Below are 20,391 nucleotides of genomic sequence, written 5' to 3'. Positions count from 1 at the left end.
TGCCTTTCAGGCCGCCAGAAAGTAAGAAGCCTCCCAGCTATTAGACTGGAAGGCTTCGCGGCGGTAGCTGCCTTTGCCCTTGCCGGCTCGTTCCTGACGGCTGCGGAACAGTGGCTGGGCGATGATGGATTTGGCCTTGTTGGGGCCATTCCTGGATGGCTTTTTGCTCATGATGATCTCTCGCAAGTGAGTGGATATTGCGGGGCAAATCATCGGCCGAAGTTGGGGTTCTGTCTAGTCCCACATTGCGTAGGACCTTTCGCCGACCACCCTGTAGCAGCAGGCTTCGCCAGCTGCTACAGAGGGCATGCTTACTCGGCAGGCAAGGTCAGCCGCTGGCCCGCCATCAACAACGTCAACCGGCTCAAACTCATCCACGGCGAGCCCGCTGCCTGGCCTTTGATCTGTGCGTCGATGCGCTGCGCTTCGAGCAGCAACTGCGCCCAGCGTTGCGCCGAGTAACGTTGCAGCGCCTTGCTCATCAGCGGTTTGCGTTTGTCCCAGATCGGCGGTCGGGCCTGGCTGAAGGCTTTGTCCAGCGGCACGCCCTGGCTGTATTGCAACGACAGGTTGGCCAGCAGGCGCAGTTCACGGGCCAGCGCCCAGAGAATCACCGGTGGTTCGACACCTTCGCCGCGTAACCCTTCGAGCATGCGCAGGGCATGAGCGGCTTCGCCGTTGAGGATCGCGTCGGTCAAACCGAAGACATCGAAACGTGCACTGTCGGCCACCGCCGCTTGCACGGTTTCAACCGTGATCTGCCCACCTTCAGCCATCAGCTTGAGCTTTTCGATTTCCTGGGCGGCGGCCAGCAGGTTGCCCTCGACTCTGGCTGCGATCAGTTCGACGGCGTCCTGAGTGGCGGAAAGCCCGGCCTGGGACAGGCGTTGACGGATCCAGCTCGGCAACTGGTTGGTGTCCACTGGCCAGATTTGCACGAACTGGGTCTGCGGACCTTCGATCAGGGCCTTGCCCCACTTGGTTTTCTGCGCACTGCCGTCAAGCTTGGGCAGGCTGATCAACAGAATCGTGTCTTCGGCCGGGCGCGAGCAGTATTCGATGAATGCCGCGGCGCCTTTGTCTCCGGGTTTGCCGGAGGGCAGACGCAGTTCCAGAAGACGTTTTTCGGCGAACAGCGACATGCTGGCGCCGGCCTGCAGCAGCGTACCCCAGTCGAAACTGGCGTCGGCGGCAAAGACCTGGCGTTCATCGAAACCTTGCTGGCGGGCAGCGGCGCGAATGGCGTCGGCGGCTTCCTGACACAGCAGTGGGTCATCGCCACTGATGACGTAGACTGGCGCGAGGGCGCCTTGCAGGTGTTTGCCGAGTTGGGCGGGGGCGAGTTTCATAAGAAGAGGCGAACGGGGCGCCCGAGCGCCCCGTAAGGCTTATTGCTGCGGCAATTCGATGGGCGACTGACGCGGAGTCTCCGCTTCAGCCTTCTGCGCCGCTTCCAATGCGTCGGCTTCAGCCTTGGCCCTGGCGTCAGCGGTCTGTTGCAGCTGTTCCAGCTGAGTCGGGGTCAGCTGTTGCAGGCGCAGCATCATGCGTTGAACCAGTTCACGACGCATTTCCTTGCGGGCATCGTTGGCTTCCTGATCGGAACCCACCAGGTTGTTGCCGTCATGGATGAAGACTTTCTGCACTTCGAGCTTGTCGCTCAGCAATGGCAGGTTGCCCTGACCCCGGATGTCGTAGTTCAGCACCATGCTCATCTGGTACTCGCCAGTACGACCGGCGCCTGCGTAACTGAGGATGCGTTGGCTTTCCTGTTCATCGGTCAGCACCAGTTTGTGAGCAGCGCCGCTGTAGACCTTGACGCCGCTGCTTTCCAGCACCTGACGCAGTTGCGTCACGGTTTCGCCGTAGGCATTGCGGGCGCTCAGGTCGAGCTCCTTGAGCGCCAGTTCGGTGGTGCCGGTGCCGCGCAGCTGGAAACCGCAGGCGCTCAGCAGGACTGCAAGGCCCATCACCAGCAAATTGCGTTTGATCATCTTGTTGCTCCCCTTGAAACCATGTGGGCCGGTCAAGCGGCCCGAAAGGTTTTACTCGGCGCCAGGCATGACCTGGCGCCCGATCCAATTTAGCTGGCGACGATATTGACCAGTTTCCCGGGCACTACGATCACTTTGCGAATAGTCAGGCCATCGACGAAGCGCAAGACGTTTTCGTTGGCCCGTGCAGCCGCTTCGACTTCTTCGCGGCTGGCGCTGGCCGGCATCTCGATGTGACCGCGCAGTTTGCCGTTCACCTGGATGACCAGTTGCAGGCTGTCCTGCACCAATGCGCTTTCGTCCAGCACCGGCCAACCGGCATCGATGACCGGGTCGGCGTGACCCAGGCGATGCCACAGTTCGTGGCTGATGTGCGGGGTGATCGGTGCCAGCAGCAGGACTACGGTTTCCAGGCCTTCGTGAATCAGTGCACGATCCTGTTCGGTGCCTTGCGCGGCTTTTTCCAGCACGTTCATCAGCGTCATTACTTGGGCGATGGCGGTGTTGAATTTGTGGTTCTGGCCGACGTCGTGGCTGGCCTGCTTGATGGCCTGGTGGATCGAACGGCGAATGGCTTTCTGCTCGTCGTTCAGGCTGGCGACGTCCAGTTTGCCCGGCAGGCCCTGGATGACGTGCGCTTGAGCCAGACGCCAGACGCGCTTGAGGAAGCGGTGCGAGCCTTCTACGCCGGAGTCGGACCATTCCGCGCTCATGTCAGGTGGCGAGGCGAACATCATGAACAGGCGGCAGGTGTCTGCGCCGAACTGGTCAATCATCGACTGTGGGTCAACGCCGTTGTTTTTCGACTTGGCCATCTTCTCGGTGCCACCGATTTCCACCGGCAGGCCGTCTGCGATCAGCTTGGCGCTAATGACCTTGGCCTTGCTGTCGCGTTCGAGTTCGACGTCCGCCGGGTTGAACCACGTGTAGGCACCGTTGGCTTCGCGGCGATAGTAGGTCTCGGCGATCACCATGCCCTGGGTCAGCAGGTTCTTGAACGGCTCGTTGGAGCTCACCAGGCCTTCGTCGCGCATCAGCTTGTGGAAGAAGCGCGCGTAAAGCAGGTGAAGGATGGCGTGTTCGATGCCGCCGATGTACTGATCCACCGGCAACCAATGGTCGGCAGCCGATTTTTCCACCAGGCCACCTTCATAATGTGGCGAGGCGTAGCGAGCGTAGTACCACGAGGACTCGACGAAGGTGTCCATGGTGTCGGTTTCACGCTTGGCTGCAGCGCCGCATTTCGGGCAGGTGCACTCGTAGAACTCGGGCATGCGCGCCAGCGGCGAACCGGCGCCGTCCGGTACGACGTCTTCCGGCAGCACCACGGGCAGTTGATCTTCCGGGACCGGCACATCACCGCAAGTGTCGCAGTGGATGATCGGGATCGGGCAGCCCCAGTAGCGCTGGCGGCTGATGCCCCAGTCGCGCAGGCGGAACTGGGTGCGCGAGGCACCGAGGTTTTTCTTGATCAGCGCCACTTCAATGGCGTCGAAGGCGCCGGCGAAGTCAAGACCGTCGAATTCTCCTGAGTTGATCAGCGTACCGTGCTCGCCGTACGCATCCTGCCAAGGGGCCGGGTTGGTGTCACCGGAACTTGTGCGCACCACGGATTTGATCGGCAGGTTGTACTTGGTGGCGAACTCGAAATCACGTTCATCGTGAGCCGGAACAGCCATGACCGCGCCATCGCCGTAATGCATCAGCACGTAGTTGGCGACCCATACCGGGAGTTTCTCCCCGGTCAGCGGGTGTTCAACGAACAGCGAGGTCGGCAGACCTTTTTTCTCTTGAGTGGCGACGTCGGCTTCGGCGACGCTGCCGCCCTTGCATTCAGCGATGAACGCTTGCAGTTCAGGGTTGTTTTGCGCGGCCAGGGTAGCCAAATGGTGTTCGGCGGCCACTGCAACGTAGGTTGCGCCCATCAGGGTGTCCGGACGGGTAGTGAATACTTTCAGCGCGCCGGTTTCGCCGATGGAGGCGACGTCGTACGGGAACTGTACTTCCATGCCGCGGGATTTGCCGATCCAGTTGCGCTGCATGGTCTTGACCTGTTCAGGCCAGCCAGTCAGTTCGTCGAGGCTTTCCAGCAGCTCATCCGCGTAAGCGGTGATCTTGAAGTAGTACATCGGAATTTCGCGTTTTTCGATCAGCGCGCCGGAACGCCAGCCGCGACCGTCGATCACTTGCTCGTTGGCCAGAACGGTCTGGTCGACCGGGTCCCAGTTCACGGTGCCGCTTTTTTTGTAGATCACGCCTTTTTCGAACAGGCGGGTGAACAGCCATTGTTCCCAGCGGTAGTAATCCGGCTTGCAGGTGGTCACTTCACGCGACCAGTCCACCGCCAGGCCCAGGCTGCGCAGCTGGGATTTCATGTAGGCGATGTTTTCGTAGGTCCACTTGGCGGGCGCTACGTTGTTCTTCATCGCGGCGTTTTCCGCCGGCATGCCGAAGGCGTCCCAACCCATGGGTTGCAGAACGTTCTTGCCTTGCATGCGCTGATAGCGGGAGATCACGTCGCCAATGGTGTAGTTGCGCACGTGCCCCATGTGTAGCTTGCCGCTGGGGTAAGGGAACATCGACAGGCAGTAGAATGTCTCCTTGCCTGGCTGTTCACTGACTTCAAAGGACTTTTGCTCGTCCCAGAACGACTGGGCGGCGGCTTCGATTTCACGGGGCTGATATTGTTCGTGCATGGCTACTTTTGAACTGAATAGGGGTGGCCTAATCCTCTTCAATGCAACGCTGGACGATGATGACGCCAAATCGACGTTTCGGTGCCCAGGCGAGCTGGAAGTGGAGTTACAGGAAGCGCCGTAGCATACATGACCGCACTCTATCGAGGGAAACCCTGATTACACGCAAGGACGTGGCCAATACCCGCTCCGAGGGCCGTTGGTCGCGGCACTCAGCCGGTTTTTTCAGCGAGGCTAAGCTCTAAAAGGGGAGTGAGTCTTATCTTCAATGAGGTGATGGATGGTTGAGTCACAGCAAAAAGTTACAAAACCGGAGCTGTACGAAAAACTGATAGACCGTCTCGCAATGGCCCTGGATACGGCCAAAACAGCCGGACGGCTGCGTGATGAGCGTCCCCTGGAGCTGGAACTGCGTGGCTTGAGCCCCGCAGAGTTTGAACTGGTCAAGGCCTATCTGGATCGTAGTGAACGTGAAACGCACGGATGCTTGTCAGCAGCAGTGAAGCAACTCGAGGCACCACGTTCGGCCAAGATCATCTGGCTCAAGGATAAGGCACCCGGCAAAGGCGCGGTAAAGGTCCGGTCTTTGCAGTTCAAGTAAGGGCACTTGAAGCCATGGAATATGGTTTTTTGAATCAAAGTCCTTCCACATTTGTTGTCGCATTGCGTCAACCCACCTAGGCTTCGGGCATCTATGGAGATGCCCGATGCCTTTTCGTTATTTCATAAAACAACTTCTACTGCCGCCCGGCATTTTATTGCTGTTGTTGGTGCTTGCCTGGTGGTGGCGCCGCTCAAGGCCGAGGCTGGCGGGGTTGTGCTTCGCCCTGGGTGTGGGCGGCTTCTGGTTGATGAGCTTGCCGGTGATGGTGGAGTGGAGTGCCTGGGCCCTGGAGCGAGAGCCGCCGCTGGCGCGCGAGCAATGGGCAACTCTCGGCCAGCGCGCTGATGCGATCGTGGTGCTGGGTTCAGGGCGTGAGCGTGGCGACCCGGCGTGGGGCGTCGACCAGCCGACCGGCGTAGGCCTGGGGCGCGAGCGTTATGCCGCGCGCCTGGCCAAGGCGTCCGGTTTGCCGATTCTGACCAGTGGCGGCCTGCATTACGGCACGCCACCGACCGAAGCGAAGCTGATGGCGGACTCATTGCTCGATGATTTTGGCGTGACGGTGCGTTGGCAGGAAGGGCGCAGCCGCACGACCTGGGAAAACGCGCAATTCAGCGCCCAGGTGTTGTTGCCGGAGGGGATCAAACGGGTGGTGGTTGTGACTCAGGCCTGGCATATGCCGCGGGCGGTCTGGAGTTTCCAGCAGGCCGGATTTGAGGTGGTGCCCGCGCCAGTGGGGTTTTTAGGCGTGGACAATGCCCGGCCGCTGGGCGGCTGGATGCCGGAATTCAAATCGATCTGGCAGAGCGGGCAGTTGATGAATGAGGCGGTGGGACAGATCGGGTATTCGTTGTTTTATCGTTGATTTGTGGCGAGGGGGCAAGCCCCCTCGCCACAAAAGGTCAGACGGTCTTCGCCATCCGGTTGGCAACCAACGCCCAGCCAAACAACAACATGCAAAAGATAATCAACGGCCATGAACGCCATTCCAGATACGGCGTCAGGTTATGCATCGGTACCACTTCGCCGTAAAGAATGCCTTGTTCGAACTGCGGAATCTGCACAGTGATCTGACCGAACGGGTTGATCAAGCCGGTCACGCCATTGTTGGTGGCGCGGATCATCCAGCGACCGGCCTCAAGTGCGCGCATCTGCGCCATCTGCAAGTGTTGCAATGGGCCGATCGAGGTGCCGAACCAGGTGTCGTTGCTGATGGTCAGCAGCAAATCGCTGCGGGCAGCGAGGCCCGCGGCGAATTCCGGGTAGACCACTTCATAGCAGATGAACGGCGCAATCTGATAACCCTTGGCTTGCAGCAGCGCTTGATCGGCCGGCCCACGGGCAAAGTCGGACATCGGCAGGTCGAAGAAAGCGATCAGGCCGCGCAAGATTTCCTGCAATGGAACGTATTCGCCGAACGGCACCAGCTTCTGCTTCAGGTACGTGCCATCGCCTTCGCCGACAACGGTAATGCCGTTGAAAAAGCGCTTCTCGTGATGGACTTCCTGGCGAATCGGCACACCGGTGATCAGTGCGGATTTACGCTCGGCGGCGAAGCTTCCCATCATGTTCAGGTAGCCCTCGGCGGACTCCTTGAGCACCGGGACCGCTGTTTCCGGCCAGATCAGCAGGTCGACGCGTTTGGAGCTGAAACTCATATCGCGGTACAGCGCCAACTGCGCATTGAGCTGCGAGGGGTCCCACTTCATGCTTTGTTCGATGTTGCCCTGAATCGCTGCGACACTCAGGGGGGCGCCCGCCGGGCTGGTCCAGGCATGTTCCTTGAGTGCCATGCCGGCCACCCATGGGCCAGTCAGCAGTAACACGCCGACAGCGATGAAGCCTTTACGGCCAGTGCGCACCAGTCGTGCAGCGTTGTAGATCAGCGCAGCTGTCAGGGCCAGAGTGAAGGAAATCAGCCACATTCCGCCGACAGGCGCGAGCCCGGCCAGGGGGCCATCGAGCTGGCTGTAACCGGAATAGAGCCATGGGAAACCAGTAAGGAACCAGCCACGAAAGGCTTCCTGACCCACCCACAACGCCGCAAATGCCAAGGCATCGGCCAGCGGCGCTTCGTTACGGCGCAGCCAGCGTGCCCAAATCCAGGCGGGCAGGGCGAAGAACCAGGCGATCGCCATAGTGAAGGCCAGCATCAGCAACCCGGCCAGCAGCACCGAGGCGCCGCCAAAGTTGTGAATGCTGTAGTAGATCCAGCTGGTGCCTGCGGAAAACAGGCCGAAACCGAAACACCAGCCACGGCCCAAGGCCTGGCGGGGGTTCAGCTCGCGCAGCCCGGCGTAAAAGAAACCGACCGCCAGCAACGCAAGCGGCCAGATATCGAACGGTGCCAGAGCCAGCGTGGTGAGTGCACCGGCCGCCACGGCCAGCAGGTTACCGGGCCAGCCGGGGCAGGTCAGACGACGCATTTCAATCCTTAGAATTACCGGGCAATGGGTGACAGGCGCAGCAAGTGAATACGACGGCTGTCGGCATTGAGGATGCGGAAGCGATAGGCGCCGATTTCAGTGATTTCGTTGCGTTTTGGCAAGTGCCCGAACGCGCTCATCACCAAGCCGCCGACGGTGTCGAATTCGTCGTCGGAGAATTCGCTGTCGAAGAACTCGTTGAAGTTATCGATCGGGGTCAGGGCCTTGATCAGGAAGTCACCGCTGGGCAGCGGCTTGATGTAGCTGTCTTCCTCGACGTCGTGCTCGTCTTCGATGTCGCCGACGATCTGTTCCAGCACGTCTTCGATGGTCACCAGACCGGCCACGCCGCCGTATTCGTCAATGACGATGGCCATGTGGTTATGGTTGGCGCGAAACTCGCGCAGCAGCACATTCAGGCGCTTGGACTCGGGCACGAACGTGGCCGGACGCAGCAGGTCCTTGATGTTGAAGCTGTCGCCGTTCTCCTTGAGGATCAACGGCAGCAAGTCCTTGGCCAGCAACACGCCCATCACGTCATCGTGACTTTCGCCGATTACCGGATAGCGGGAGTGGGCCGAGTCGACCACGGCCGGCAGGAACTCGCGGGGTGTCTGGGTCGCCTTGATGCTGATCATCTGCGAGCGCGGGACCATGATGTCCCGCACTTGCAGGTCTGCAACCTGGATGGCGCCTTCGACGATGGCCAGCGCTTCGCTGTCCAGCAACTTGTTTTGATGTGCATCGCGCAGCAGCTCCAGCAGCTCCTGGCGGTTCTTCGGCTCGTGGGCAAAAGCCTGGGTGAGCTTACCCAGCCATGACTTCTGCCCGTTGCTCGATCGATCTTCGCTCATAGCGATTACTCTGAATCCTTTGTTGTTACGATTGGGGATGGGTCTGTTTCGTCGTCCGCATAAGGGTCCGGATGACCCAATTCTGCAAGCAACGTTCGTTCCAGTGCTTCCATTTCTTCGGCTTCCTCGTCATCTATATGGTCGTAACCAAGCAGATGCAAGCAGCCGTGAATGACCAGATGCGCCCAGTGGGCGTTGAGTGTCTTGCCTTGTTCGGCGGCTTCGCGCTCGACCACCGCCACGCAGATCACCAGATCTCCCAGCAACGGAATATCCAGCAAATCGTCGGGCACGTCGGCCGGGAACGACAGCACGTTGGTCGCATAGTCCTTATGGCGCCAGGTATGGTTCAGCTCCCGACCTTCTTCTTCGTCAACCAGACGAATGGTCAGTTCGGAGTCGGCTATGCGCTGGCGCAGGGCCAGTTCGCACCATTGACGGAACTCGGCTTCGCTCGGAGCAGGCGCATCGGTGGCCAGTTGCAAATCAAGCTCAAGCATCGCGTGGAGTGTCCTTCGGCGCTGGATCGGCGGCGCGATTTTCGAAGCGTTCATAGGCCTCGACAATGCGCTGCACCAGCGGATGGCGCACCACGTCCTTGGGCTGGAAGTGCGTGAAACTGATGCCCGGCACGTCCTTGAGCACTTCGATGACATGATGCAACCCGGATTTGGTGCCGCGTGGCAGGTCGACCTGGGTGATGTCACCGGTGATGACCGCCGTGGAACCGAAGCCGATCCGGGTCAGGAACATCTTCATCTGCTCGACGGTGGTGTTCTGGCTTTCGTCGAGGATGATAAAACTGTTGTTCAGCGTACGACCGCGCATGTAGGCCAGCGGCGCAACTTCGATCACTTGACGCTCGATCAGCTTGGCGACGTATTCGAAACCGAGCATCTCGTAGAGCGCGTCGTAGAGCGGGCGCAGGTACGGGTCGATTTTCTGGGACAGATCGCCGGGCAGGAACCCGAGCTTTTCGCCCGCTTCAACCGCCGGACGGACCAGCAGAATGCGACGAATTTGCTCGCGCTCCAGCGCGTCTACCGCGCAGGCTACAGCCAGATAGGTCTTGCCGGTACCGGCTGGACCGATGCCAAAGTTGATGTCGTTACCGAGAATTTCCTTCACGTAGCGCACCTGATTCAAGCCGCGAGGGCGAATCATGCCTTTCTTGGTGCGCAAGGCGACGGACGGTTCGGCGGGGGAGTGGTTGTCCAGTTCCTCGACGGCCGATTCCTGCAGGAACAGGTGAACCATGTCCGGCGACAGCTCGGTACCTTTGGTTTCCCGGTACAGGCGGCGCAGCAGGTTTTCCGCGGAGGTGGTGTGCTTGGGCTCGCCGATCAGTTCGAACTGGTTTCCGCGGTTGCGGATCTCGATCGCGAGGCGCTGTTCGATCAAGCGCAGATGCTCGTCGAATTGCCCGCACAGATTGGCGAAGCGGCGAGCTTCAAAAGGCTCGAGGATGAAACGATGTGGTTCTATGGGTGCGTTCAAGGTCGTATTTAGCCGCCCAAGGGCAATTATGATGAATCAAGGATAGCGCCAGTCGCCTGGGTGCGAAAGCTCTTAAATACCGCAAAGACAATCACCGTTCCTGTGGGAGCCGGGCTTGCCCGCGATGAACGATAACGCGGTTTGTCTGACAGACCGCGGTGTAGCCATCGCGGGCAAGCCCGGCTCCCACAGGTGACGAGGTGTTATTGGATCAGCGAGCCGCGCAGCGAGTGCGGTTGCGCGGCATCGATGTGCACGTCGGCGAACTGGCCGATCAGGGTCGGATTGTCGCAGCGGAAGTTGACGATACGGTTATTCTCGGTCCGGCCTTGCAGTTCGCCGGGGTCTTTTTTCGAATAATCGGTGACCAGAATCCGCTGAATGGAGCCCACCATTTGTCGGCTGATCTCAAAACCTTGCTGGTTGAGGCGATGTTGCAGGGCGTTCAGGCGTTCTTTTTTCAGCTCTTCCGGCGTTTCGTCGGCCAGATCGGCGGCCGGGGTGCCCGGGCGCTGGCTGTAGACGAACGAGTAGGAGAAGTCGAAGCCGACGTCTTCGATCAGCTTCATGGTCTGTTCGAAATCTTTCTCGGTCTCGCCGGGGAAACCGACGATGAAGTCCGAACTGATGCAGATCCCCGGCACGGCGGCGCGCAGTTTGCGCAGTTTGGACTTGTACTCCAGCGCGGTGTGGTTGCGCTTCATCGCCGCGAGGATCCGGTCGGAGCCCGATTGCACCGGCAAGTGCAGGTGTTTCACCAGTTCCGGCACGTCGGCGTGGGCCTGGATCAGGCTGTCGGAGAACTCCAGTGGGTGCGAGGTGGTGTAGCGAATCCGGTCGATGCCATCGACCGCGGCGACCACCCGAATCAAATCCGCGAGGTCAGCCAGACGACCATCATGAGTGGTCCCGCGATAACCGTTGACGTTCTGCCCCAGCAAGGTCACTTCACGCACGCCGTTTTCGGCCAGATGAATGATCTCGGCAATCACGTCGTCGAACGGTCGGCTGACCTCTTCGCCGCGCGTATAAGGCACCACGCAGAAGGTGCAGTACTTGCTGCAGCCTTCCATGACCGACACGTAAGCGCTCGGCCCGTCGATGCGTGGCTCGGGCAAGTGGTCGAATTTTTCGATTTCCGGGAACGAAACGTCGACTTGCGGCAGTTTGGTCAGGCGCGCGGCGTCGATCATTTCCGGCAGGCGGTGCAGGGTCTGCGGGCCGAATACTACATCCACGTACGGAGCGCGGTCACGGATGGCCGCGCCTTCCTGGCTGGCCACGCAACCGCCGACGGCGATGACCATGTCCGGGTTGGCCAGTTTCAGTTCGCGCCAGCGGCCCAACTGGGAATACACCCGGTCCTGGGCGCGTTCGCGGATCGAGCAGGTGTTGAGCAGGATCACATCGGCGTCTTCAGCGCGAGCGGTGACTTCCAGGGCCTGATGTTCACCCAGCAGATCGACCATGCGCGAGCTGTCGTACTCGTTCATCTGGCAACCGTGGGTTTCGATGTAAAGCTTCTTGGCCATGGATACAGTCATCACGTGATTCAAAGAACCGCGCATTATAGGGAACATGTCCCAAGGTTCCTACCGTTGCGCGTCCGGCGGCTATGCTATAGTTCGCGCCCTCATTTTTATCCCCGATGTGTTACCCGCCCACCATGACCAAACGTGAAGCTCCAATCTACAAGGTGATTTTCCTCAATCAGGGCCAGGTGTACGAAATGTACGCCAAGCAGATCTATCAAAGTGATCTGTGGGGCTTCCTGGAAGTGGAAGAGTTCGTCTTTGGCGAGCGCACGCAAGTGGTCGTCGATCCGAGCGAAGAGAAGCTCAAGGCTCAGTTCGAAGGCGTTGTGCGCAGTTTTGTGCCGATGCATTCGATCGTGCGCATCGACGAGGTCGAGCGCCTCGGCACCCCGAAAATCAGCGAAGCCCGTGGTGCGGTCGGCAATGTCATGCCGTTTCCGATGCCGATGCCTGAGAAGTAAGTAGATTTGATCGTTCCCACGCTCTGCGTGGGAATGCCGCCTTCGACGCTCTGCGTCGGTGACGCGGAGCGTCACGGGATGAATTCCCACGCAGAGCGTGGGAACTATCGGATCCGGCAATTCAGGGCAGTGGCGAAAACGGCGTACGCCCATCGGCGCTTTGCAATTCCATCAGGTATTTACGGAAAATTTGCCCCAGCACCTGGGTGGCGACTTCCAGATCTTCGCGAGGCATTTTCTCGGCGACTTCATCGGCGGTGTCCAGCGCCTCTTCGGCACCGTTGACGGCGGCCATTTTCAGCACGATATACGCCTGAACGTTATTGGCCGGTACGCCTTCGCCATGGAAGAACATGGTGCCGAGTTTGAATTGCGCCTGGGCGTGGCCTTGCAGCGAGGCCTTTTCGAAGTAGCTCAGGGCTTGATTGAGGTCGCGCGGCGTGTTTTTGCCGTCGTAGTAGAACTCACCCAACTCGTATTGCGCTTGCGCATCCCCTTCATCCGACGCTTTCTGACAGGCGGCGAGCGCTTGCGTCAGGTCTTGCGGCTGAGTATTGAGGGTGCAGCGACCCATCGCCGGGATCAACAACGAGTTGCCGCCTGCTTGTGCGAGCGCGAGCAGGGGCTGAAGGAGCAACAGGCAGCCCAATGCAAGGGTGCGGCCGGTGCGGTTCATGGGAATCGACTTACCTCTGAGGGGCGCGTGGACCCATCGAGGGATCCAATAAGCGCGCATTATGAAATAAGCAGGGCCAACCTTACAAAGTCTTTACTCGTTTTTCTGCTGCGCGGGGAATATATCGCCCACTTTGCGGGGGATTATTGGCAGATGAGTAGGAAAAAAGGTGCGAATGTAGGTGAAAGCTGACGCTGGCAATGGCCAACGTCAGCGTTGCAGCTTTATTTCAATGCGGCGAATGCACGTTCGGCGGCGTCCAGCGTCAGTTTCAACTCGGTTTCGCCGTGGGCGATCGAGGTGAAACCGGCTTCGAAGGCGCTTGGCGCCAGGTACACGCCGCCTTCCAGCATCAGGTGGAAGAAACGTCCGAACAGGCCGGCATCACTGGCCATCACATCCTCGAAGGTCACGATGTCGTCGGCGCCGCTGAAGTACAGACCGAACATGCCGCCGGCCTGAGTGGTCACGAACGGAATGCCGGCGGCGTCGGCGCGCTGTTGCAGGCCATCGAGCAGACGGCTGGTGTAGTCGCTCAGCTCGGCGTGGAAGCCTGGACGACTGATCAGACGCAGGGTGGTCAGGCCTGCCGCCATTGCCAGCGGGTTACCCGACAACGTGCCGGCCTGATAAACCGGGCCCAGCGGCGCGATCTGCTCCATGATCTTGCGTTTGCCGCCGAAGCAGCCAACCGGCATGCCGCCACCGATGATCTTGCCGAAGGTGCTCAGGTCCGGCGTGACGCCGTAGTGGGCTTGGGCACCGCCGAGGGCGACGCGGAAACCGGTCATCACTTCGTCGAAAATCAGCACCACGCCGTGCTTGTCGCACAGGGTCCGCAGGCCTTCGAGGAAACCTGGTGCCGGTGGTACGCAGTTCATGTTGCCGGCCACTGGCTCGACGATGATGCAGGCCACGTCCTGGCCGACTTCGGCGAGCATGGTTTCTACCGCGTCGATGTCGTTGAACGGCAGCGTCAGGGTGTGTTTGGCGAACGCCGCCGGTACACCGGCCGAGCTTGGCACGCCTTGGGTCAGGGCGCCGGAACCGGCCTTGACCAGCAGGCTGTCGGAGTGACCGTGGTAGCAGCCTTCGAATTTGATGATGCTGTCACGGCCGGTGAAACCACGGGCCAGACGGATGGCACTCATGGTTGCTTCGGTGCCGGAGCTGACCATGCGCACCATTTCCATCGACGGCACGATCGAGCAGACCAGGTCGGCCATCTCGGTTTCCATGGCCGTCGGGGCGCCGTAGGACAGGCCGTGTTCCAGCTGTTTACGCACCGCGTCCAGCACGTCCGGATGGCTGTGGCCGAGAATCATCGGCCCCCAGGAGCCGACGTAATCCACATAACGCTTGTCGTCTTCGTCGGTGACGTAGGCGCCTTCGGCGTGTTTGAAGAACAGCGGCGTGCCGCCAACACTCTTGAACGCACGAACAGGCGAGTTCACGCCTCCGGGAATGTGTTTTTGGGCATTGGCAAACAGGGTTTCGGAACGAGACATGATCGGGCTCTCAAAAATCAGGATTTGAATAATTCATTAAAGGCGCGGGCGCGGCGCGTTACTTCAGCCGTGCTCTCGGCGCCAAACAGACCCTGCACCACCGCCAGCAGATCGACCCCGTGGGCCACCAGTGGCGCAGCGTTGTCCAGAGTAATGCCGCCGATCGCACAGATCGGCAGATGCAGCTTGCTGCGGGCCTGATCGAGCAGTTCTAGGCTGCAGGCCGGTGCGCCGGGCTTGGTGTTGGAATTGAAGAAGCGGCCGAAAGCGACGTAACTGGCGCCTTCTTTGGCGGCTTGTTCGGCAAGTTCGACTTGCGCGTGGCAGGTCGAGCCGATGATCGCCTGCCGACCGAGCAGTGCCCGCACTGGCATCAGTGGGCCATCGGTCTGGCCCAGGTGCACGCCGACATTCAGGCGCGCGGCCAGTTCGGCGTCGTCATTGATGATCAGTTGGGTCTTGTAGCGTTCGCACAGATCGCGCAGGGCTTCGGCCTCGCGTAGGCGGCGGGCCTCGTCGGTGCTTTTGTCGCGGTATTGCAGCAGGGTGACGCCGCCTTCGAGCGCCGCCTCCACGTACGAAAGAAATTTACCGGCCAGTAACTGGCTGTCGGTAATGGCGTACAGGCCACGTAGTTTCATCGGACAAGCCTCATGGCGTTACGAACAGAAGTCCAGTGGCAAGCGGCGCGGCACGAACTGGCCTTTGCCCAGCTGTTCCGCATCTCGCAGGGTGCGCCAAGTGTAGTCAAGCGCGCTCTGTACGGCACTGACGAGATGCTCACCCTGGGCCAGGCGACCGGCGAGGGCGCTGGCCAGCGTGCAACCGGAACCGTGATAACTGCCGGGCAGGCGCTGGCAGGTAAAGGTTTCGCGGCGACCGTCGCGGCTGTACAGGCGATTGTGGATTTCGTGTTCGTCGCCATGGCCGCCGGTGATCAGCAGGTGTTTGACGAACGGCAGGAGTTTTTTCGCGCACTCATCGGCGGTGCCTTCGGGCAGTTCGGCGAGGATGCGGGCTTCGGGAAGGTTAGGAGTGGCAATGATCGATAGCGGCAGCAGGCGTTCGCGTATGGCGTAGCCGACTTCGTCCTTGCCCAGTCGTCCGCCACCGCCGGCGCGCAGTACCGGGTCGCAGACCACCGGCAAATGCGGGTGCGCTGAAAGCAGCTCGACCACGGTGTCGACCATTTCCAGGGAACCGAGCATGCCCAGTTTGACGGCGGCGACTTCGGAGTCGTTGAGCACGGCGTTGGCCTGGGCCAATACCCACTCGCGGTCGAGGACGCGGAAGTCAGTGACGTTGACGGTGTCTTGCACAGTCAGGGCAGTGACGGCCGGAGCCGCATGACAACCCTGAGCGAGCAGGGCTTCGATATCTGCCTGCAAGCCGGCGCCACCACTTGGGTCGTGGCCGGAGAGACAGAGGACAACGGGGCGAGAGCTGTAGATATTCATGGTGCGCGAGCTTACCACCAAACATGTTTTTCGGGTGTCGCCCCGTGAATCGTGACGCGGTCCCTGTAGCAGCTGCCGAAGGCTGCGTTCGGCCGCGTGGCGGTCGTCAAGCCTGTGTCCACGGTTCGCCTGATGCATAGCGGTGATTGATTTCGCGACGGCTTCGCCGTCGAACGCAGCCTTCGGCAGCTGCTACAGGGGAGATGTGTCTGGGCGCTCTTGTCACAACCTGACCAAGCCAGCAGCTCTAACTCAATACATGGCGCTGGAACGCCCGTTCTAGAGCCTTTTTAGGAAAAATTTCAATAGTGTTCAATGGCCATCAACGGCTATGCTAGAGTGGATCCAAACCAATAACAGGTAATACCGGTTTTACGTCTACTCAAAAGGAATGGGGGGCTTCCTGACAGAACCGGACAGGCCACGCTGGGGCTTAAATGCGCTATTTGCTGATGTTGCTGTTGTGCTTGCCCCTCCTGGCGAGCGCCGTCGAATTCGACGAGTTCACCCAGAGCCTTCCCCTGGGCCGAACGATGCAGGTTTATGAAGATGCGGGCGGTCAGGCGACTATCGCCGATGTCCGTGCGCAAGCGGCGGCCGGGCAGTTTAAACCCCACGATAAAGCCACCCTCAACGCCGGTTATTCGCGTTCGGCGTTCTGGCTGAAAATCGACCTGCAGTACCGCCCGACCAACCCGTCGGCACAACAGACCTGGTTGCTGGAACTGGCCTATCCGCCCCTCGATCACCTTGATCTCTACTTGGCCGATGCCGGTGGTGACTATCAATTGGTCCGACAGACCGGCGATGCATTGCCGTTTGCCACTCGCGAGATCCGCCAGAACAACTATCTGTTTGATCTGAACTTTGCCCCTGGGCAGGCGCAAACCGTCTACCTGCGTCTGCAAAGCGAAGGGTCGGTTCAGGCGCCCGTCACCTTGTGGTCGAGCACCGCTTACCTCGAAGAGCAGCCGGTGCGGCTTTATGTGCTGGGGCTGATTTACGGTGTGTTGCTGGGGATGCTGGTCTACAACCTGTTTATCTTTCTCAGCGTGCGCGACACCAGCTACCTCTATTACATCGTCTATATCGCCTCGTTCGGCTTGTATCAGCTGTCGGTGAATGGCGCAGCCGTGGAGTATTTCTGGCCGAACAATCCGTGGTGGGCCAACGCCGCGACGCCGTTCTTCATCGGCTGTTCAGGATTGTTCGGCAGCCAGTTCGCCCGAAGCTTTTTGCGGACGGCGACCCACAGTCGCTGGCTCGACCGTTTGCTGCTGGTGTTGATTGCGTTCAGTGTGCTGGTGGTCGGGTTGTCATTGATGACCAGTTACGCTCTGGCCCTGCGTCTGGCGACGCTGCTGGCGCTGGTTTTCACCGTGGTGATTTTCGCCGCCGGGATTTTCGCCTGGTGGCGTGGCCTGCGGGTCGCGCGGTATTTCATCATTGCCTGGTCGGCGTTCCTGCTCGGTGGCATCGTCAACACCCTGATGGTGCTGGGTTATTTGCCCAACGTATTCCTCACCATGTACGCCAGCCAGATCGGCTCGGCGATCGAAGTGGCGCTGCTGTCCCTGGCCCTGGCCGATCGCATCAACGCCATGCGTGAGCAACAGGCTCAAACACTGTTCGATGCCGGCCAGAAGCTCGAAGTGCTGAACCAGCAACTGGCTCACAGTAACAAGCTCAAGGACGAATTCCTCGCCACCCTGACCCATGAACTGCGCACGCCCATGAACGGTGTGATCGGTTCGCTGGAGTTGATGCAGACCGTCGAGATGAACCCTGAGCTGGAGCAATATCAGCAAACGGCCGCCGGTTCGGCGCGGGAGATGATGCGCATGGTCAACGGCATCCTCACCCTGACCGAATTGCAGGCCGGCAGGCTCAAGGTCTATCCGGACACGTTCAGTTTGCGCAGTGTGGTCGAGGCCTTGCGCCTGCAGTTCGATGGCAATGCGTCGAGCAAGTCGCTGGACTTCAAGGTCGAGGTTGCACCGGGGCTGCCGGATCGCTTGCACGGCGACAGCGACAAGCTGACGCAATGCCTGGAATGCCTGCTGGATAACGCAATCAAATTCACCCGGGTCGGCGGGTTGGCGCTGCGGGTGACGGGCAAACCGGCAGCGCCCGATCGGCTGGCACTGTCCTTTGCAGTGATCGACACCGGCATTGGCTTTACCGATTTGGACGAGGCGACGCTGTATCAACGTTTCTTCCAGGTCGACGGCTCGATGACCCGTGAATACGGTGGTTTGGGCGTTGGCCTGGCCATTTGTCGGCAACTGGTCGAATTGCTCGGCGGACGCCTGAGCCACCGCTCGGAACCGGGTCGCGGCAGTCGCTTTCAACTGGACGTCGAGTTCGAGTTGCCAGTGGTGCAATCTGCGCCTTCGATTATCCGGCAAACCTCCCACCTGCGTTTGCCTCAGGACTGTACGGTGTTGCTGGTCGATGACAACAGCATCAATCAATTGGTGATGCGTGGCATGTTGCTCAAGCTTGGGTTCCGCGTGTGCACCGCCGACAGTGGCATCGCTGCGCTTGATCACTTGCAGCGTGAAACCGTTGATGCGGTGCTGCTCGATTGTCAGCTGCCGCCACTGGACGGTGCCTCGATCTGCGGCCGGATCCGCGCCTTGCCGGGTTGCGCCGAATTACCGGTGTTCATGATTGCCCTGAGTGCGGACCGGGCCTATTGCCCGAGCGACACCTTGGTCGACTACCTGAGCAAACCGGTGAAATTCGAAGATTTACAGGCGGCGCTCTATCGGCGGGTGCTCTGTCCGGGGCAAGGCGAAAGCGCCGACAGTTAGGCAGATATGCCACTTTGTTCAACCTCGGGGCGGTGCTTAACTGAAAGTCCCTTGGCTGACCAAAGGAGCCCCGTCATGAACCTGCATCAGTTCGCCGAAACCCACGAAGTCACCAACCAGCCACCGTCGCTGGACGGTACCAACCTCTATCGCATCGACCTGCCTTTGCAGGAGTGGTCGCGGCGTTTCGATGCCGGTTGGGCCGAGTCGCGGATCGACGCTTACGGCGCATTGGCCGGCGGGCCGCTGATGGAGGCGGGGTTTGCGGCCAATCAGAACAAACCGGTGTTCGTCAGCCATGACCGTTACGGCCATCGCATCGACGTGGTGGAGTTTCACCCGGCCTACCACGAGTTGATGCGCACGGCGGTGGAGCATGGCCTGACTGGCTTGCCCTGGACCGACCCGCAACCGGGTGCCCACGTTGCCCGTGCATCCATGACCTATTTACACAGTCAGGCTGAAGCCGGCAGCGGTTGCCCGCTGACCATGACCTTCGCCAGCGTCCCGGCGATGCGCCTGCAACCGGATTTGGCCGAACAATGGCTGTCGAAAATCCTCGCCACCGAATACGACTCGCGCAACGTCGGCATGGCCCACAAGGCCGGGGTCACCATTGGCATGGCCATGACCGAGAAACAGGGCGGCACCGACGTGCGGGCCAACACCACCAAGGCTTATCCGGTCGGCGCCAGTGGGCCCGGTCAGGCGTATGAACTGGTGGGCCACAAGTGGTTCTGCTCGGCGCCGATGTGCGATGCCTTCCTGACTCTGGCCCAGACCGACAAAGGCTTGACCTGTTTCCTGCTGCCGCGTCATCGCCCGGACGACACGCGCAATCAGTTCTACATACAGCGGCTGAAGAACAAACTCGGCAACTGGTCCAATGCCTCAAGCGAAGTGGAGTTCCGTGGCGCCCTGGCCTGGATGGTCGGCGAAGAGGGCCGGGGTGTTCCGACCATCATCGAAATGGTTGCCATGACCCGTTTCGATTGCATGGTCGGCTCCAGCGCGCTGATGCGCCAGGCGCTGACCCAGGCCAGCCATCACTGCGCCCATCGCAAGGTCGGTGGCAAATTGCTCAGTGAGCAACCCTTGATGCAAAACGTGCTGGCCGACCTGGCCCTGGAAAGCGAAGCGGCGTTGGCCTTGAGTTTGCGCATGGGCCGGGCGCTGGATCATCTGGATGACGACCACGAGGCGAAATTCGCCCGGCTGGTGACGGCGGTGGGCAAGTACTGGATCTGCAAACGCGCGCCCGCGATGATTAATGAGGCGGCCGAATGCATGGGCGGCGCCGGTTATGTCGAAGAAAGCATCCTGCCGCGTCTGTACCGTGAGGCCCCGGTCAACTCGACGTGGGAAGGTTCCGGCAACGTGCAATGCCTCGATGTGTTGCGTGCGTTGTCGAAAGAACCGGGTGTGCTTGATGTGCTGTTCAGCGAGTTGGGCGACGGTCATGGTGACAAACGCCTGGCCGCGCACATCCGCCAATTGCAGGCGGCGTTCAAGGACACCGACGACATTCAATACCGCGCCCGCCAACTCACCGAAGACATCGCCTTGGGGCTTCAGGCCAAGCTGTTGCTGGAAGCGGGGAATGCTGCAGTCAGTGATGCTTTCATCGCCAGTCGCCTGGGCTCGGCCGGTCGGGTGTATGGAACGTTGCCGCGCGGGCTGGATGTGGAAGCGATTGTGGTCCGGTCGACGCCGCAGGGCTTTTGACCACAATCGAATAAACACCACAAAACCTGTGGGAGCGAGCTTGCCCGCGATAGCGGTGCATCAGATGACATTGATGTCGACTGTTCGTACGTCATCGCGGGCAAGCCCGCTCCCACAGGGTTTATCTGTGTATCAGAATTGA

18 protein-coding genes are annotated in these 20,391 nt (G+C 60.2%); 5 read left to right on the top strand and 13 right to left on the bottom strand.

Translation table 11 applies throughout. From position 1 onward, the window contains the following. Positions 1-6: 6 nt before the first annotated feature. The 4 genes from arfA to leuS all read right to left on the bottom strand — a co-directional run bounded on the left by arfA (position 7) and on the right by leuS (position 4,690). On the bottom strand, positions 7-171 hold the full coding sequence (gene arfA / locus PSH97_RS24475; protein WP_052967114.1) for an alternative ribosome rescue factor ArfA: 165 nt from the start codon (positions 169-171) through the stop codon (positions 7-9). Positions 172-311: 140 nt separating this feature from the next. Then, positions 312-1,349, bottom strand: coding sequence for a DNA polymerase III subunit delta (gene holA, locus PSH97_RS24470; RefSeq protein WP_305447023.1), 1,038 nt, complete (start codon positions 1,347-1,349; stop codon positions 312-314). Between the two features lie 39 nt (positions 1,350-1,388). Continuing rightward, positions 1,389-1,994: an LPS-assembly lipoprotein LptE gene (locus PSH97_RS24465; protein WP_305447022.1), complete on the bottom strand. Its 606-nt coding sequence runs from the start codon at positions 1,992-1,994 to the stop codon at positions 1,389-1,391. A gap of 89 nt (positions 1,995-2,083) precedes the next feature. Continuing rightward, on the bottom strand, positions 2,084-4,690 hold the full coding sequence (leuS, locus tag PSH97_RS24460; protein WP_305447021.1) for a leucine--tRNA ligase: 2,607 nt from the start codon (positions 4,688-4,690) through the stop codon (positions 2,084-2,086). Positions 4,691-4,970: 280 nt separating this feature from the next. Here leuS and PSH97_RS24455 point away from each other — a divergent pair, with 280 nt between their 5' ends. Then, a complete protein-coding gene (locus tag PSH97_RS24455) occupies positions 4,971-5,291 on the top strand; it encodes a hypothetical protein (protein ID WP_052967118.1) in 321 nt (106 codons plus the stop codon). Between the two features lie 106 nt (positions 5,292-5,397). Beyond that, positions 5,398-6,159, top strand: coding sequence for a YdcF family protein (locus PSH97_RS24450; RefSeq protein WP_305447020.1), 762 nt, complete (start codon positions 5,398-5,400; stop codon positions 6,157-6,159). Between the two features lie 37 nt (positions 6,160-6,196). On the opposite strand, the gene lnt is transcribed toward PSH97_RS24450, so the two are convergent. The 5 genes from lnt to miaB form a co-directional block, all read right to left on the bottom strand. Continuing rightward, positions 6,197-7,720 (bottom strand): apolipoprotein N-acyltransferase, encoded by a 1,524-nt coding sequence (gene lnt, locus PSH97_RS24445; RefSeq protein ID WP_305447019.1) that lies wholly within the window; start codon positions 7,718-7,720, stop codon positions 6,197-6,199. A 14-nt stretch (positions 7,721-7,734) separates the two neighbouring features. Beyond that, positions 7,735-8,574, bottom strand: coding sequence for an HlyC/CorC family transporter (locus PSH97_RS24440; RefSeq protein ID WP_030129528.1), 840 nt, complete (start codon positions 8,572-8,574; stop codon positions 7,735-7,737). Between the two features lie 5 nt (positions 8,575-8,579). After that, positions 8,580-9,074 (bottom strand): rRNA maturation RNase YbeY, encoded by a 495-nt coding sequence (gene ybeY / locus PSH97_RS24435; RefSeq protein WP_305447018.1) that lies wholly within the window; start codon positions 9,072-9,074, stop codon positions 8,580-8,582. Beyond that, positions 9,067-10,071 carry a PhoH family protein gene (locus PSH97_RS24430; RefSeq protein WP_305447017.1) on the bottom strand — a complete coding sequence of 335 codons (1,005 nt, stop codon included), beginning with the start codon at positions 10,069-10,071 and terminating at the stop codon, positions 9,067-9,069. The genes ybeY and PSH97_RS24430 overlap by 8 nt, the downstream gene beginning before the upstream one ends. Positions 10,072-10,274: 203 nt before the next feature. Further along, positions 10,275-11,603 (bottom strand): tRNA (N6-isopentenyl adenosine(37)-C2)-methylthiotransferase MiaB, encoded by a 1,329-nt coding sequence (gene miaB / locus PSH97_RS24425; protein WP_305447016.1) that lies wholly within the window; start codon positions 11,601-11,603, stop codon positions 10,275-10,277. A 134-nt stretch (positions 11,604-11,737) separates the two neighbouring features. Here miaB and PSH97_RS24420 point away from each other — a divergent pair, with 134 nt between their 5' ends. Continuing rightward, positions 11,738-12,067 carry a DUF1820 family protein gene (locus tag PSH97_RS24420; protein WP_007894425.1) on the top strand — a complete coding sequence of 110 codons (330 nt, stop codon included), beginning with the start codon at positions 11,738-11,740 and terminating at the stop codon, positions 12,065-12,067. 121 nt (positions 12,068-12,188) lie between these two features. On the opposite strand, the gene PSH97_RS24415 is transcribed toward PSH97_RS24420, so the two are convergent. From PSH97_RS24415 to PSH97_RS24400, 4 genes are all read right to left on the bottom strand, one after another. Continuing rightward, a complete protein-coding gene (locus tag PSH97_RS24415) occupies positions 12,189-12,743 on the bottom strand; it encodes a tetratricopeptide repeat protein (protein WP_305447015.1) in 555 nt (184 codons plus the stop codon). A 224-nt stretch (positions 12,744-12,967) separates the two neighbouring features. Beyond that, positions 12,968-14,251: a glutamate-1-semialdehyde 2,1-aminomutase gene (gene hemL, locus PSH97_RS24410; RefSeq protein ID WP_052967419.1), complete on the bottom strand. Its 1,284-nt coding sequence runs from the start codon at positions 14,249-14,251 to the stop codon at positions 12,968-12,970. A 17-nt stretch (positions 14,252-14,268) separates the two neighbouring features. Beyond that, positions 14,269-14,892, bottom strand: coding sequence for a thiamine phosphate synthase (gene thiE / locus PSH97_RS24405; protein WP_305447014.1), 624 nt, complete (start codon positions 14,890-14,892; stop codon positions 14,269-14,271). Between the two features lie 18 nt (positions 14,893-14,910). Then, complete coding sequence (locus PSH97_RS24400; RefSeq protein ID WP_305447013.1) at positions 14,911-15,708, bottom strand: hydroxymethylpyrimidine/phosphomethylpyrimidine kinase; 798 nt, start codon at positions 15,706-15,708, stop codon at positions 14,911-14,913. Between the two features lie 437 nt (positions 15,709-16,145). Here PSH97_RS24400 and PSH97_RS24395 point away from each other — a divergent pair, with 437 nt between their 5' ends. Both PSH97_RS24395 and PSH97_RS24390 read left to right on the top strand, forming a co-directional pair. After that, positions 16,146-18,524 carry a hybrid sensor histidine kinase/response regulator gene (locus PSH97_RS24395; RefSeq protein ID WP_305447012.1) on the top strand — a complete coding sequence of 793 codons (2,379 nt, stop codon included), beginning with the start codon at positions 16,146-16,148 and terminating at the stop codon, positions 18,522-18,524. A gap of 75 nt (positions 18,525-18,599) precedes the next feature. Continuing rightward, positions 18,600-20,249, top strand: a complete 1,650-nt coding sequence (locus tag PSH97_RS24390; RefSeq protein WP_305447011.1) for an acyl-CoA dehydrogenase family protein — start codon at positions 18,600-18,602, stop codon at positions 20,247-20,249. Positions 20,250-20,391: the final 142 nt, after the last annotated feature.

Source organism: Pseudomonas cucumis, assembly GCF_030687935.1.
Classification (GTDB): domain Bacteria; phylum Pseudomonadota; class Gammaproteobacteria; order Pseudomonadales; family Pseudomonadaceae; genus Aquipseudomonas; species Aquipseudomonas cucumis.
The sequence above is the reverse complement of the archived record's forward strand: the minus strand, read 5'-3'. Positions and strand labels throughout refer to the sequence as shown.

What these genes read in the sequence shown, in the direction of transcription:
- arfA (WP_052967114.1), bottom strand. Translation starts at nt 171, where the DNA reads ATGAGCAAAAAGCCATCCAGGAATGGCCCCAACAAGGCCAAATCCATC.
- holA (WP_305447023.1), bottom strand. Translation starts at nt 1,349, where the DNA reads ATGAAACTCGCCCCCGCCCAACTCGGCAAACACCTGCAAGGCGCCCTC.
- PSH97_RS24465 (WP_305447022.1), bottom strand. Translation starts at nt 1,994, where the DNA reads ATGATCAAACGCAATTTGCTGGTGATGGGCCTTGCAGTCCTGCTGAGC.
- leuS (WP_305447021.1), bottom strand. Translation starts at nt 4,690, where the DNA reads ATGCACGAACAATATCAGCCCCGTGAAATCGAAGCCGCCGCCCAGTCG.
- PSH97_RS24455 (WP_052967118.1), top strand. Translation starts at nt 4,971, where the DNA reads ATGGTTGAGTCACAGCAAAAAGTTACAAAACCGGAGCTGTACGAAAAA.
- PSH97_RS24450 (WP_305447020.1), top strand. Translation starts at nt 5,398, where the DNA reads ATGCCTTTTCGTTATTTCATAAAACAACTTCTACTGCCGCCCGGCATT.
- lnt (WP_305447019.1), bottom strand. Translation starts at nt 7,720, where the DNA reads ATGCGTCGTCTGACCTGCCCCGGCTGGCCCGGTAACCTGCTGGCCGTG.
- PSH97_RS24440 (WP_030129528.1), bottom strand. Translation starts at nt 8,574, where the DNA reads ATGAGCGAAGATCGATCGAGCAACGGGCAGAAGTCATGGCTGGGTAAG.
- ybeY (WP_305447018.1), bottom strand. Translation starts at nt 9,074, where the DNA reads ATGCTTGAGCTTGATTTGCAACTGGCCACCGATGCGCCTGCTCCGAGC.
- miaB (WP_305447016.1), bottom strand. Translation starts at nt 11,603, where the DNA reads ATGGCCAAGAAGCTTTACATCGAAACCCACGGTTGCCAGATGAACGAG.
- PSH97_RS24420 (WP_007894425.1), top strand. Translation starts at nt 11,738, where the DNA reads ATGACCAAACGTGAAGCTCCAATCTACAAGGTGATTTTCCTCAATCAG.
- PSH97_RS24415 (WP_305447015.1), bottom strand. Translation starts at nt 12,743, where the DNA reads ATGAACCGCACCGGCCGCACCCTTGCATTGGGCTGCCTGTTGCTCCTT.
- hemL (WP_052967419.1), bottom strand. Translation starts at nt 14,251, where the DNA reads ATGTCTCGTTCCGAAACCCTGTTTGCCAATGCCCAAAAACACATTCCC.
- thiE (WP_305447014.1), bottom strand. Translation starts at nt 14,892, where the DNA reads ATGAAACTACGTGGCCTGTACGCCATTACCGACAGCCAGTTACTGGCC.
- PSH97_RS24400 (WP_305447013.1), bottom strand. Translation starts at nt 15,708, where the DNA reads ATGAATATCTACAGCTCTCGCCCCGTTGTCCTCTGTCTCTCCGGCCAC.
- PSH97_RS24395 (WP_305447012.1), top strand. Translation starts at nt 16,146, where the DNA reads ATGCGCTATTTGCTGATGTTGCTGTTGTGCTTGCCCCTCCTGGCGAGC.
- PSH97_RS24390 (WP_305447011.1), top strand. Translation starts at nt 18,600, where the DNA reads ATGAACCTGCATCAGTTCGCCGAAACCCACGAAGTCACCAACCAGCCA.